This window comes from Pseudomonas sp. KBN12P06040, assembly GCF_037574965.1.
Lineage (GTDB): Bacteria > Pseudomonadota > Gammaproteobacteria > Pseudomonadales > Pseudomonadaceae > Pseudomonas > Pseudomonas aeruginosa.
This window is the reverse complement of record NZ_JBBELS010000001.1, coordinates 3,108,739-3,121,254: the sequence shown is the minus strand read 5'-3', so window position 1 is coordinate 3,121,254 and position 12,516 is coordinate 3,108,739. Positions and strand designations below refer to the sequence as shown.

The following is a 12,516-nucleotide window of genomic DNA, read 5'->3' as shown; positions in this document are numbered from 1 at the left end:
GGCGCTGCCGCACCCGCACATTCCATAACAATAACTAGGTTGCCCGAGGTGTCCCATGTCCAGCCTGCTATACGCGCGTATCCGCGCCAGTGCCCGGTTCCAGCAACTGGTGGCGCGCCGAAACCGTTTCACCCTGAGCCTGCTCCTGCTGATCCTGGCTACGTTCCACGGCTACATCGCGCTGGTATCGTTCTGCCCCGAGCTGATTGCCAGGCGTCTGGCGCAGGGCTCGAACATGACCTTCGGGGTCGCGGCCGGCGTGTTCCTGTTCGTGTTCTTCTGTGCCTTGTCGGCGCTCTATGTGTACCGCGCCAACGGCGAATTCGATCGCCTGACCCAGGCTCTGGTCGCTGGGCTGGAAGAGGAGCAGGGCGCATGAAGAAGCTCCTTCCCCTGGCGTTGTCGCTGCACTCCGGCCTGCTGTCGGCCTCGCCCGCGTTGGACGCTGGCCAGCGCCAGCCGCTCAACCTGCATGCCATCGGCATGTTCATGGTGTTCGTGCTGTTCACCCTGTGCATCACCTGGTGGGCGGCGCGACGGACCCATTCGACGGCGGATTTCTATAGCGCCGGTGGCGGTATCCGGGGCTGGCAGAACGGCCTGGCGCTGGCCGGCGACTACATGTCCGCCTCCACGCTGCTGGGAATCACCGCGCTCATCTACAGCTCCGGGATGGATGGCTACATCTATCTCATCGCCTTCTTCGCGGGCTGGCCGGTACTGCTGCTATTGATGACCGAGCGGCTGCGCAACCTGGGCCGCTTCACCTTCGCCGACATCACCTCGTACCGTCTCGACCAGGGCAAGGTGCGCACCATGGCCGCCATCGGCTCGCTGACCGTGGTGTGTTTCTACCTGGTGGCGCAGATGGTCGGGGCCGGGCAGTTGATCAGGCTGCTGTTCGGCCTGGACTACCAGATCGCCCTGGTGATCGTCGGTGCGCTGATGATGCTGTATGTGACCTTCGGCGGTATGGTGGCAACCACCTGGGTGCAGATCGTCAAGGCATTCCTGCTGCTGGTCGGCGGCTCGCTGGTGCTGTTCCTGGCGATGCGCGAATTCGACTTCAGCTATGACAGGCTGGTCAGCCAGGCGATGGATAGCCATGCCCTGGGCGAACGCCTGCTGGCCCCTGGTGGCTTGCTGGCCGACCCGTTGACCGCGTTATCGCTGAGCCTGGGGCTGGTGTTCGGCACCGCCGGGCTGCCGCACATCCTGATGCGTTTCTTCACCGTCGGCGATGCCCGGGAGGCGCGCAAGTCGGTGCTCTACGCCACCGGGTTCATCGGCTACTTCTTCAATGTCATTTTCCTGCTGGGCCTGGCGTCGATCGTGATCGTCAGCCAGCAGCCCCGGTTCTTCGAGGGCGGGGAGGCGGGAGGCAAGCTGCTGGGCGGGGGCAACATGGTGGTCATGCACCTGGCCCAGGCAGTGGGAGGTAACCTGCTGCTGGGCTTCCTCTCCGCCGTGACCTTCGCCACCATCCTGGCCGTGGTGTCAGGCCTGGCCCTGGCCGGGGCGTCCGCTATCGCCCATGACCTGTATGCGCGGGTGATCATGAAGGGCGCGGCCAGCGAGGCGCAGGAGCTGCGGGTAACCAAGCTGGCAACCCTGGGCCTTGGCTTGGTGGCGATAGCCCTGGGCATCGTGTTCGAGAACATCAACGTGGCCTTCATGGTCGCCCTGGCCTTTGGCATCGCCGCTTCGGCCAACTTCCCGGTGCTGTTCCTGTCGATGTTCTGGTCCGGGCTGACCACCCGTGGCGCGTTGGCCGGTGGCTACGTCGGGTTGTTCAGCGCCATGGGCTTCGTGGTTTTCTCCAGGCTGGTGTGGGTGGATGTGTTGCACTTCGCCGAGCCGCTGTTCCCCTATACCCAGCCTGCGCTGTTCTCCATGCCGTTGGCGTTCCTGGTGGCGTATGGCGTTTCCCGCCTGGACCGGACCACGCGGGCCATGGCGGAAAGGGCAGCCTTCGCCGACCAGTACGTACGAGGCCAGACCGGCCTTGGCGCCAGCGGAGCCATAGACCACTGAGGCGCACACGGTCGCTGTCGAACGGGTGGCAGGCTTTGAGGCTGTCTGTCGCCCGAGGCCTGGCTAGTGCCCCCGGAAGATGTCTCCGATACCGACGGTGGGGTAGTGCTCCATGCGCTGAGCCGTCCCGCGGTTGACGACGGAAGGCTTCGAAAACAGTGCACTCAGGAAGATGACCAGTACAAGGACAGCCAGTAGAAAACCGAATCGGCGCATATGATTCTCCAGCGATTTTTTCTTCGGGCGCTATCCACGAGGACCTTAGAAGCGCAGCGCAGTCACTGTCCCGCCGCGCTTGCGGTGTCGCATTCGCGGGCGAACAGGCGGGTGACGGCTACGATGTCCTGATCGCCATAGCCCATGGCTGCCGCGCGTTGCACGGCCTGGCACAGCGCGTCGAAGACCGGCGTCCAGGCCCCTTGTGCGTGCAGGGCTCCGGCGATATGGGCGAAGGCCTGGGCATGCACATCGAGCCTCGCCTGATCGCCTGCGAAATCCTGCGCTTCCAGCCGACGGACCGCTTCCTCGAGTGCATCGGCGACGAAAAAGCGCGACGTGTCGAGCATGAGCCGAGCGGTCTTCGAAGGCGGCAGGCCGAAGTGGACACCAGCCCCCACGGCCTCGAAGAAAGCCACCATCGCGGCAAACGCATGCGCGTGGAGCACGGTGGCGAAGGCCAATGCTTCGTCCCAGGGGAGGAACGTCGTATGACCGGCAAGCCCCTCAAGCAGCGCCCGATGCCGTTCGAAGGCCTCAGGATCACCGGTATGAATGCTGTGGCTTTCGCGACGACCAACGTTGCGCGGGTAGGCCACGATCATCCCTTTGACGTAATGGCCGCCCGCGCGGTTGACGAGACTCTGAAGCGCCAGACCCTCGTCCTGGGCGTTGGTCGTGTAATCGACGATCGTACGGTTGGCCAGTGCCTGCATCACACCTGGCATCCCGAGCACCTCGCGGGTCGCCTGGTTGTCCAGGAGCACGAAGATCGTGGCCGGGCTTGCAGCCAGCGCGGCTTCGGCGCTCTCGCACAGGTGAGCGCCAGCGGCGACGAGCGCCGCGGCCTTGCCGGGTGAGCGGTTCCAGATCGCCACGCGCCTGCCTTGCCTGAGCAACGCTTGGGCCATGATGGTTCCCATGGCTCCGAGCCCGATCACGGACACTTCGAACTCGACGCTTTCATCATTGTGTTCACGCACGCTCGAGGTCTCCTGATTATTGTTCTGGCTGATGTCCAACAGGTCTCCGGCCTGCGCTTCAACACAGGCCGAAGGGTGACCCTGGCAGCTATTCGCCCAGCGCTGCCGCGACCGATTCGCCGAAGGCCCTGAGGCCGTCTTCGAGTTGGTCGGTCGGAGTGTTCAGCGGTGGCATCAGCTTGATGATTTCGCCATTCGGGCCGCAGCGGTCGACCAGCACGCCCGCTTGCAGCACGCGCTGCTGGGCGTCCTTGGCGACCTCGACGTTGCCGCGGCCGAAATCGATGCCGGCGATCATGCCGCGACAACGCGCGGACGCGACGCCTGGAATTTCCGCAAAGCCGGCAACCGCGCGCTCCATGGCCGCGCAGTTGTCGGCCAGCAATTTCAGGAACTGCTCATCGTGCCAATAGCTGAGCGCGATGCGGGCGGTCAGGAACGCCAACTGGTTGCCGCGGAAGGTGCCGATGTGATCGCCCGGTTGCCATACATCCAGCCCGGCACGAAGCAACACGATCGCCATCGGCAGGCCGAAGCCGCCGATCGATTTGGCGCAGGTGATCAGGTCCGGCACCACCCCGGAGCGCTCGAAGCCGAAGAAGTCGCCGGTGCGGCCGCAACCGGCCTGGATCTCGTCGCAGATAAGCAGCACGCCGTGGTCGGTGGTCCACTTGCGCAAGCGTTGCAGCCATTGGTTGGAAGCCGGGTAGACGCCGGCCTGGATCTGCACCGACTCGACGATCACCGCCGCCGGCAGCTCCGAGCCGCTGCCCTGGTCGTTGGCCAGGCGCTCGAGGAAGCCAATGCTGTCGAATTCGCCATAGGGGCTGTCTTCGTAGGGCACGAACACCACGTCGGTGGAAAGCCCGGGACCACGGCGAGTGCGGTTGCCGGTGACGGCCAGGGCGCCGGCGGTCATGCCGTGGTAAGCCCCGTAGAACGATACGACCTTGGTACGCCCGGTCGCCTTGCGCGCCAGCTTCAACGCCGCCTCGACGGCGTCGGCACCGGTCGGGCCGGTGAACTGGACCTTGTAGTCCCAGCCGCGTGGCTTGAACAGGTCGCGCTCGATCGCTTCCAGGAACTGGCGCTTGGTGGTGGTGTGCAGGTCGAGGGCGTGGGTCACGCCGTTGGCCGACAGATACGCGATCAGCGCATCGCGCATGCGCGGGTCGTTGTGGCCATAGTTCAGGGCGCCGGCGCCGGCGAAGAAGTCCAGGTATTCGCGGCCATCTTCGCCGCGGATCCTGCTGCCTTGGGCGGTATCGAACACCAGGGGCAAGTCGCGGCAGTACATCCGCACGTTGGACTCGAGCCTTTCGAACGTCTCGATGTTGTTCATGCAAACCTCTTGAAAAATGATCTGGGTAGTCCGGGGTGTGGGCGGTCAGTGCTTGAACATCACGTGGCGCACCACGGTGTAGTCTTCCAGGCCGTACATCGACAGGTCCTTGCCGTAGCCGGACAGCTTGACCCCGCCGTGGGGCATTTCGCTGACCAGCATGAAGTGGGTATTGACCCAGGTGCAGCCGTATTGCAGGCGGGCGGCCAGGCGATGAGCGCGCCCCACATCGGCGGTCCATACCGAAGACGCCAGGCCGTAATCGGAGTCGTTCGCCCAAGCCAGCGCCTGGGCTTCATCCTCGAACGACGAGACGGTCACCACCGGGCCGAAGATCTCGCGGCGCACCACCTCATCCTCCTGCGTAGCGCCGGCCAGGACCGTCGGCTCGAAGAAGAAGCCGGCACCCTCGGCGCGCTTGCCGCCGGTGACCACTTCGATGTGCGGCAACTCCCTGGCCCGGTTCACGAACCCCTCGACACGCTCCAGATGCTCCTTGGTGATCAGCGGTCCCATCTCGGTCGCCGGATCGTCCGGCAGCCCGCACCGGATGCTGGATACGGCCTCGCCGAGCTTGCGAACGAACTCCTGGTAGACCCCTTTCTGCACATAGAGGCGGCACGCGGCGGTACAGTCCTGGCCGGCGTTGTAGAAGCCGAAGGCGCGGATGCCTTCGACGGCGGCGTCGATGTCGGCATCGTCGAAGATCAGTACAGGAGCCTTGCCCCCCAACTCCATGTGCATGCGTTTCACGCTCTCGGCCGTACCTTCGATGATCCGGCTGCCGGTGCGCACGGAGCCGGTCAGCGACACCATGCGCACCTGGGCATGGCTGGTCAGCGGCTCACCCACCGAGGCACCTCGACCGTGGACGATGTTGACCACGCCGGCGGGGAAGATCTCGGCAAGCAGCTCGCCCAGTTTCAAGGTACTCAGCGGCGTGTGCTCCGACGGTTTCAGCACCACGGTGTTGCCGCCGGCCAATGCCGGGCCGAGTTTCCACGCTGCCATCAACAACGGATAGTTCCACGGCGCGATGGAGGCGACCACGCCTACCGCGTCGCGGCGGATCATCGAGGTATGCCCCGCGACGTACTCTCCCGCCGCCGAGCCCTGCAGGCAGCGCACGGCGCCGGCAAAGAAACGGAACACGTCCGACACGGCGGGCAGTTCGTCCAGCAGCACGGCGTTGAAAGGCTTGCCGCAGTTGTCCGCCTCCAGGCGAGCGAACACGTGCGCCTGGGCATCGATGCGCTCGGCAAGCTTGAGCAGCAGGGCCGCGCGATCCTTGGGCGGCGTTTGCGACCAGGCGTCGAAGGCCGCATCCGCGCTCTGCACCGCGGCATGGACCTGGGCGCCGCTGGCCTCGGTAATTCGCACCAGGACGTTGCCCTGGGACGGGTTGTACACCGCGTGGCTCTCGCCTTCGCCGGCCACCAGGGCACCATTGATCAGAAGTTTGGTTTGCATATCGATTCTCGCCATTGAAGGGCAGGCTCGAAGCCGGCCTTGTGGTTGTTGTCAGAGCGTTCGATAGAAGGGTGGTCGCTACGCCAGCGCGTCGGGCACCGGGTTGCGGAAGAAGCTGGTCCGGCAAGCGAGATAGACCGCCCCCAGGCCCAGCCAGCTACAGCCCATGATCAGCGCGTCTTTATCCAGGCTGACCAGCATCCACCCGGCCGTGACCAGGCCAACGAGCGGGCAGAGCACCCCGTGCAGCAAGCCCGCCCCGTCTCCGAGGCGGGTATCGAAGGAGAGCCGCAACGCGCAAAGGTTGACTGCGCTGAAGGCGAGAAACGCGCCGAAATTGACCAGGGACGTCGCGGTGGCGATCGTCAGGGCAAAACCCGCGCAGCCGAAAATGCCGCAGAGCAGAATGTTGAAGGCCGGGGTCTTGTAGCGAGGATGCAGGGCACCGAACAGCTTGCGCGGCAGTTGGTTGTCCCGCCCCAGGGCGTACAGCAGCCGGCCCACGCTGGCCTGGAACGACATGCCTGCGGCGAAGTGGGCGATGATGATCCCCGCCAGGACCACGCCGAAGAACAGGTCGCCGCCGATCATGCGGGCGATCTCGAAGGCGGCGCCGTCCACATGCTCGAAGGCGGGGGAGGGATGCGCCAGGTACATGAAGTACGACGAGCCGACGTAGACCGAGCCGCCGATCAATGCGACCAGCAGGATCGCGCGCGGCAGTGTCCGGCCCGGGTCGCGGGTCTCCTCGCTGAGCGTGGACAGCGCGTCGAAGCCCAGGAACGAGTACGCGGCAATGGCGGCGCCGGCCATGCTGGTGGCGAAGGACACGTCCGGGTTGAAGAACGGCTTGGCCGACAGCAGCCCGCCAGGGCCGTTGGCCGCGACGATGTAGTGCACGCACAGGCTGATGAACACGACGATGATGGCCAGTTGCGCGACCATCAACAGCACGTTGAAGCGGTTGGCGACCTGGATGTCCAGGATATTAAGCAGCGAGGTGGAGACGATGAAGCCGATGATCCACACCCATTGCGGCACCTCTGGAAAGGCCATGTTGAGGTAGCTGGCGCCGAGCAGCCAGATCAGCATCGGGATGAAGAAGTAATCGAGCAGGGCGGCCCAGCCCACCATGAAGCCGAGGTTCGCGCTCAGCATCTTGCGGGTATAGGTGTAGGCCGAACCGGCGACCGGGAACACCCTGACCAGCCGGCCATAGCTCAAGGCCGTGAACACCACGCCGATTGCCGCGATCAGGTAGGCCATCGCCGTGGTGTTGCCGCTGGCCTGCGTGATCACGCCATAGGTGCCGAACACGATCAACGGAGCGAGGAACGCCAGACCGAACAGCAGAACGGAAAACGGACCCAGCGTGCGCTTCAATGAAGCGCCGGCGATTGATTCGCTCATGACGGGCCTCCTTCACGCTACGTAGTGGTAAGCGGCGGCGACGATTTCACGGTAGGTTTCCACCGTCATTTGCTTGGCATTGCTGCCGTCGGAGAAATTCTTCTTCGACTTTTCGGCGATGCTCAGGAAGTCTTCCTCGCGCACGCCTTTCACCTCGGCGAAGCGGGGGATGCCCAGGTCCTTGCTCATCTGGAACAGGTAGCCAACGGCGGCCTCGGCGGCCTCGGCCGGCGAGAGGTTGGGGTCGATACCCAGTGCATAGGCGACCTGCGCGTGGCGGGTGATGTCGGCGTCGCGGTTATGGCCGAACACGAAGGGCAGGAAGATCGCGTTGCCCACGCCGTGTGGCGTGTCGTACATGCCACCGATGGCTTCGGAAATGCAGTGCACGCTGCCGACGTCCGCGTTACCGAAGGCCATGCCGGCGATCAGGCTGGCCACCAGCATTTGCTCGCGTGCATGCAGGTTGTCCGGCTCCAGTACGGCGGGCCTGAGGTATTGGCTGATCAGGCGGATGGCATGCAGCGCCAGCCCGTCGCTGATCGGGTTCGACACGCGGCAGGTGTAGGCTTCGATGGCGTGGGTGAGGGCATCCATGCCGGTTGCGGCGGCAATCGATGCAGGCAGCGTGTCGAGAATGCGGGAGTCGAGCAATGCCAGAACGGGGCCCACCCGGTAATCCTGGACGCTCATCTTGAAATGCCGGGCGGTATCGGTGATCACCGAGAAACAGGTCACTTCGCTGCCGGTTCCGGCGGTGGTCGGGATGGCGACGATAGGCGGGATGGCGTGCCTGAGGGTGAAAGAGCCCTCGTAGTCTTCGATCCGACCCTCGTGGGTCAGCAGCAGGCTGATCGCCTTGGCCGCGTCCATCGCGCTGCCGCCGCCGATGGCCAGCAGGCCTTGGATACCTTTGCCGCGATACAGCTGCGCCGCCTGGTTGATGTCTTCGCTGCGAGGGTTTGCCTTGACGTCCGATATCTCGTCGAACGCGATCTCCCACTCATTCAGGCTGGCATACACGCCATTCAACAGGCCTGCGGCCTTTACCCCGGCGTCCGTCACGATCAGCACATGCGCCATGCCGAGTTCCCGCAGGTATTCGCCGGTGCGCTCACGCAGGTCGGGTCCCATCACGACTTTGGCGGGGAGTAAGAACTTGAATTCCATACGTACCTCTTGCTCGATTTTTGTCGTTGTTGAACGGCAGTGGAGGAATTCACGCGCAGGGCGAACCAACGGCTCCGGCGTGTGATGCATGGCTCTGCGGTCGAGAATCAACCGGGAACCTTTTTGTCTTATGTGGGCCTGGATAAGCACGAACTTCGAAAAGCCCCATGCAAGTCCCGAGGTGTAAAAAGAGGGGCGGCACCCACCCACCCGCCCCTGAAGGGATGTTCCGTCCTAATGCATTTGGCCTGCGAGCAGGGAGAGCAGCGTTCCTGTCAGGCAGGCGGGGAAGTCATGCCCCATTCCCGGCAACAGCACCAAGCGTGCCCTGGGAATGGCCGCCGCCGTGGCGAAGCCTCCGCTGGTGGCGACCATGAGGTCTTTCTCAGCATGGATGACCAGCGTGTTGCAGCGAATTCGCTGGAGTTCCTGCGTTCGGTCGCCCGAGTTGATGATGGCGCCGATCTGCCTCGCCATCCCGAGGTTGCTCGCTTCCCCGCCGCCTCGTTCCCAGGCTTGCATGGCGTAGTCGCGATGGGCCTGCTCGTCCCATTCCAGCGTCGTACCGACGGAACGCATGATCTCCACATAGTCGCGAACGCTCTCCTGCTGGTTCCGGGGAGGGCGCCGGAGAAGCTGCAAGATGGTCTTGAACGCTGGCTGGCCTACTCGCAGCGATCCTGTCGTCGAGAAGATGGACGCCAGGCTCATGACTCGCTGCGGATAACGAGCGGCAAGTGTCTGGGCGATCATGCCGCCCATCGACATCCCTACGACGTGCGCCGCACCCAGGCGCAGGCCATCCATGAGGCCGATCACATCGTCGGCCATGTCGCCCAGGTCATACCCCGCAGTCGGTTTACGGAAGAACTGTTGCAGGGTCGTGGGCGGGGTAACCTCGGTGAAGAAAGACCTGCCCGAGTCACGGTTGTCCAGCGTGATCACGCGCAGGCCCCGCTCGACCAGACCGGCGATGAGCGCTTCAGGCCAATAGATCAATTGCAGCCCCAGGCCGACGATGAGGATGACCGCAGGCGCGGTTTCCGGACCGTGGCTGCGATAGCAGAGGCTACGCTTGCCCGGTAGCTCGCAGAACCGATCCGCAGTCATCGCCCGCCGCCCTGAGTCTGAAGCGCCACGCTTCTGTGCAGGTAGGCGTCAGGCACCGTGCTGAACCGGAGGCATTCGTCGGCGACCTTCCCTCGGCGCAAAAGCTTGATGTCACGGAAGTAATCCATCGACATCACCCAGGGCTCGCGAGGCCCCTGGCGCGGCATGCTATCCAATGCCCGCTGGACATATCCGGCCCCGAAATCCAGCAGGGGACGGGTTTCGACACCATCCGGCGCCTTCGGCTCGCAGACGTTATGGCCCTGGCTGTCCATGAAGCCCAGCAAGCGACAGAAGTGGTCGCACAGCAGGCACACTTTCAGCGTCCAGGATGAGTTGGTATAGCCCACCGCAAAGGCAAAGTTGGGTACGCCGGAAAGCATCGTGCCCTTGTACGCCAGCGTCTGGCTCAACACTACCGGCTCGCCATCCTTGTGCAGGGCGATACCGCCGAACAACTGCACGTTCAGACCGGTGGCCGTGATGATGATATCGGCCTTCAGTTCCGTGCCGGACTTGAGCAAGACACCGGACTCGGTAAAGCGCTCGATATGGTCGGTAACGACCGAGGCTTTACCTGCACTGATGGCCTTGAAAAGATCGCCTTCGGGAACCGAGCACAAGCGTTGGTCCCAGGGCTTGTAGGGTGGGTTGAAATGAACGTCGACCGGATAGCCCTTCGGTAATTCTCTACGGGTCAGCCATATGAGCAGCTTGCGGGCGAGCCCGGGGAAGCGCTGGCAGAATCGCCAGAAGACCAGGGTGATCTTGGCATTCTTGTAGCGCGTCAGTGAGTAGGCGGTTTGCGCCGGCAGAATCTTGCGAAGAAAAGCGGCAACGGAATCGTTGGCGGGCTGGTTGACGATATAGGAGGGCGTCCGCTGCAACATGGTGATGCTGGCGACCTCGTCGGCCATGGCGGGAATCAGGGTCACCGCCGTTGCGCCGCTGCCGATGACCACCACATGCTTGCCCCGATAGTCCAAGCGCTCGGGCCAGTGTTGCGGGTGGATGATTTGCCCCTTGAACTGCTCCGCGCCCTCGAAGCGTGGGCTGAAGCCTTGGTCATAACGGTAGTAACCGCCTGCGCTGAACAGCCAGCGGCATTCGATGGTGCGGGTTTCTGCCGTGTGGCCGTCCTCGACGCATACTGCCCACAGCCCTTTGTCGCTCTGCCAATTCGCCGAGACCACTTTCTGCCGGTACTGGATGAAGGGGTCCAACTGGTATTCAGCGACGGCTTCTCGCAGGTATTCGAGAATGTCGGCGGCATCCGCCAGAGATTTCGCCTTGGTCCAAGGCTTGAAGTCGAAGCCGAAGGTGTACAGGTCGGAGTCGGAGCGTATGCCGGGATAGCGGAACAGGTCCCAGGTGCCGCCCATTCGCTCCCGGGACTCGAGAATCGCAAACACCTTGTTCGGTTGGTGACGTCGAAGGTAAGCCGCAGCGCCGATGCCAGACACACCGGCTCCTATGATCAGAACATCGAGCGGCTCAATTGGAAGAGCAGTGTGAGAGGACATGTCGCCTCCTATTGTTGTGTTATAGAGACTTGATCTTTTGACTTGATCGTTTGACCAGAATAGACGCGAGCGAGTTGCTGGTACAAGGTGCGAAATGCACCAGGTTTCCATCGGTTTGGGTTTATTTGCACCTAGGTGCCACACCAGGCCATGGCGGAAGGCCTGATCCATGGACGAGAAGCGCACAGTCAGCTTGCAGGATTACGAGGAGGAGACCGGGCGAGGTGGCCGCCCAGGATTCCGCTGGAGGCGGGGAGAGGAGAGCTAGAAGAGGCGTCGCACCTGCACTGGCAAGAGGCCCGAAGAGCAGGGGCACGGCGAACCGTGTCACCATGCCCCTCTCTAGAGATGCGCCTTCGAAAAGATCAGAAGCTGGCCACCAACAGCTTCACAGCCTGGCAGGCGGCTTCGGTCTCGGCATTCAGCCGCTCCTGGTCACCATGGGCGGACCAGGCGAGAAGCAAGCCATCGAACAGGTTGATGAGCAAGCGACTGACAGTGCCCAGCGCTTCCTGGTCCAGCACCGAGCCAGCGACCTGTTCGATGGCCTGCTTCGTCGCTTCGATGGAGTCGGTGTAGATCTTGCTCGCCATCGCGGGGTTGTTACGCAGATTCCAGAAAAACAGCTCGAACTGCGTAGTCGCCAGTTGCGGATGCGTGGTGAACCACCCGACCAACTGGCGCAATATCTCTGCTACCGAGTCTGCCGCCGTGGCTCCCGCCGTAACGTGCAGCAAGGACTGCTGTGGCGTGTCTATCAGGGATTCATAGACCGCGTCGAACAATTCGTCCTTGGTGTGGAAGACATAGTGCAGGGAGGCCAATGGAGAATTCGCCGCGGCCGCGATGCGACGGGTAGTGGCATTCGCCACACCATATTCCGCGATCACCTTCACGGCGGCCTCAATAAAGTCTTGCCTGCGCACTTCGGCGCCCACTCGAGCCATTCAGCTTCTCCTTCTTCGGTGTTGCCGCCAGGCGACTGGTCCGCTGTCGACCGGGCCGCCAGGCGACTGGTCCGCTGTCGACCGGGACGAATGCTAACGCATGGCCGTTCTCCAATCCATGAGTCGACACGCCTGAAGACCAAGGCAGCGACCCTTTGTCTCTCCAGATGTTTCGCTCCGACCGCCGGCGATGCGTAGCCGAAGCGGAACAGGATCGAGCCTGGGCAATCCGCTATCGCCAGCGCGAACCCGCGTAGAGCCGCATCTTGATTCGGCAGGCCTTTCCTGAGCGCCGAGATGCCACGCAGAAT

10 protein-coding genes are annotated in these 12,516 nt (G+C 63.4%); 2 read left to right on the top strand and 8 right to left on the bottom strand.

From position 1 onward, the window contains the following. Window positions 1-55: 55 nt before the first annotated feature. Both VQ067_RS14735 and VQ067_RS14730 read left to right on the top strand, forming a co-directional pair. Window positions 56-379 (top strand): DUF485 domain-containing protein, encoded by a 324-nt coding sequence (locus tag VQ067_RS14735; RefSeq protein ID WP_003089157.1) that lies wholly within the window; start codon window positions 56-58, stop codon window positions 377-379. Then, window positions 376-2,034, top strand: a complete 1,659-nt coding sequence (locus VQ067_RS14730) for a cation acetate symporter (protein ID WP_011666657.1) — start codon at window positions 376-378, stop codon at window positions 2,032-2,034. The genes VQ067_RS14735 and VQ067_RS14730 overlap by 4 nt, the downstream gene beginning before the upstream one ends. A gap of 278 nt (window positions 2,035-2,312) precedes the next feature. Here the strand turns inward: VQ067_RS14730 and VQ067_RS14725 are convergent, their stop codons facing one another. The 8 genes from VQ067_RS14725 to VQ067_RS14690 form a co-directional block, all read right to left on the bottom strand. Then, window positions 2,313-3,233: an NAD(P)-dependent oxidoreductase gene (locus VQ067_RS14725; RefSeq protein ID WP_011666656.1), complete on the bottom strand. Its 921-nt coding sequence runs from the start codon at window positions 3,231-3,233 to the stop codon at window positions 2,313-2,315. Window positions 3,234-3,321: 88 nt separating this feature from the next. Next, window positions 3,322-4,575, bottom strand: coding sequence for an aspartate aminotransferase family protein (locus tag VQ067_RS14720; protein ID WP_003089166.1), 1,254 nt, complete (start codon window positions 4,573-4,575; stop codon window positions 3,322-3,324). A gap of 45 nt (window positions 4,576-4,620) precedes the next feature. Continuing rightward, window positions 4,621-6,045 carry a gamma-aminobutyraldehyde dehydrogenase gene (locus tag VQ067_RS14715; RefSeq protein WP_009876410.1) on the bottom strand — a complete coding sequence of 475 codons (1,425 nt, stop codon included), beginning with the start codon at window positions 6,043-6,045 and terminating at the stop codon, window positions 4,621-4,623. Window positions 6,046-6,123: 78 nt separating this feature from the next. Beyond that, window positions 6,124-7,455: an APC family permease gene (locus VQ067_RS14710; RefSeq protein ID WP_317951597.1), complete on the bottom strand. Its 1,332-nt coding sequence runs from the start codon at window positions 7,453-7,455 to the stop codon at window positions 6,124-6,126. Window positions 7,456-7,467: 12 nt separating this feature from the next. Next, window positions 7,468-8,625: an iron-containing alcohol dehydrogenase gene (locus tag VQ067_RS14705; protein WP_023094040.1), complete on the bottom strand. Its 1,158-nt coding sequence runs from the start codon at window positions 8,623-8,625 to the stop codon at window positions 7,468-7,470. Between the two features lie 234 nt (window positions 8,626-8,859). Beyond that, window positions 8,860-9,735, bottom strand: a complete 876-nt coding sequence (locus VQ067_RS14700; RefSeq protein WP_003089172.1) for an alpha/beta fold hydrolase — start codon at window positions 9,733-9,735, stop codon at window positions 8,860-8,862. Next, window positions 9,732-11,258 (bottom strand): flavin-containing monooxygenase, encoded by a 1,527-nt coding sequence (locus VQ067_RS14695; RefSeq protein WP_016253449.1) that lies wholly within the window; start codon window positions 11,256-11,258, stop codon window positions 9,732-9,734. Before VQ067_RS14695 ends, VQ067_RS14700 begins: the two co-directional genes overlap by 4 nt. A 365-nt stretch (window positions 11,259-11,623) precedes the next feature. Then, window positions 11,624-12,205 carry a TetR/AcrR family transcriptional regulator gene (locus VQ067_RS14690; protein ID WP_003089176.1) on the bottom strand — a complete coding sequence of 194 codons (582 nt, stop codon included), beginning with the start codon at window positions 12,203-12,205 and terminating at the stop codon, window positions 11,624-11,626. Window positions 12,206-12,516: the final 311 nt, after the last annotated feature.

Coding starts and splice junctions, on each gene's coding strand:
- VQ067_RS14720 (WP_003089166.1), bottom strand. CDS start 4,575: ATGAACAACATCGAGACGTTCGAAAGGCTCGAGTCCAACGTGCGGATG.
- VQ067_RS14710 (WP_317951597.1), bottom strand. CDS start 7,455: ATGAGCGAATCAATCGCCGGCGCTTCATTGAAGCGCACGCTGGGTCCG.
- VQ067_RS14690 (WP_003089176.1), bottom strand. CDS start 12,205: ATGGCTCGAGTGGGCGCCGAAGTGCGCAGGCAAGACTTTATTGAGGCC.
- VQ067_RS14695 (WP_016253449.1), bottom strand. CDS start 11,258: ATGTCCTCTCACACTGCTCTTCCAATTGAGCCGCTCGATGTTCTGATC.
- VQ067_RS14705 (WP_023094040.1), bottom strand. CDS start 8,625: ATGGAATTCAAGTTCTTACTCCCCGCCAAAGTCGTGATGGGACCCGAC.
- VQ067_RS14715 (WP_009876410.1), bottom strand. CDS start 6,045: ATGCAAACCAAACTTCTGATCAATGGTGCCCTGGTGGCCGGCGAAGGC.
- VQ067_RS14735 (WP_003089157.1), top strand. CDS start 56: ATGTCCAGCCTGCTATACGCGCGTATCCGCGCCAGTGCCCGGTTCCAG.
- VQ067_RS14730 (WP_011666657.1), top strand. CDS start 376: ATGAAGAAGCTCCTTCCCCTGGCGTTGTCGCTGCACTCCGGCCTGCTG.
- VQ067_RS14700 (WP_003089172.1), bottom strand. CDS start 9,735: ATGACTGCGGATCGGTTCTGCGAGCTACCGGGCAAGCGTAGCCTCTGC.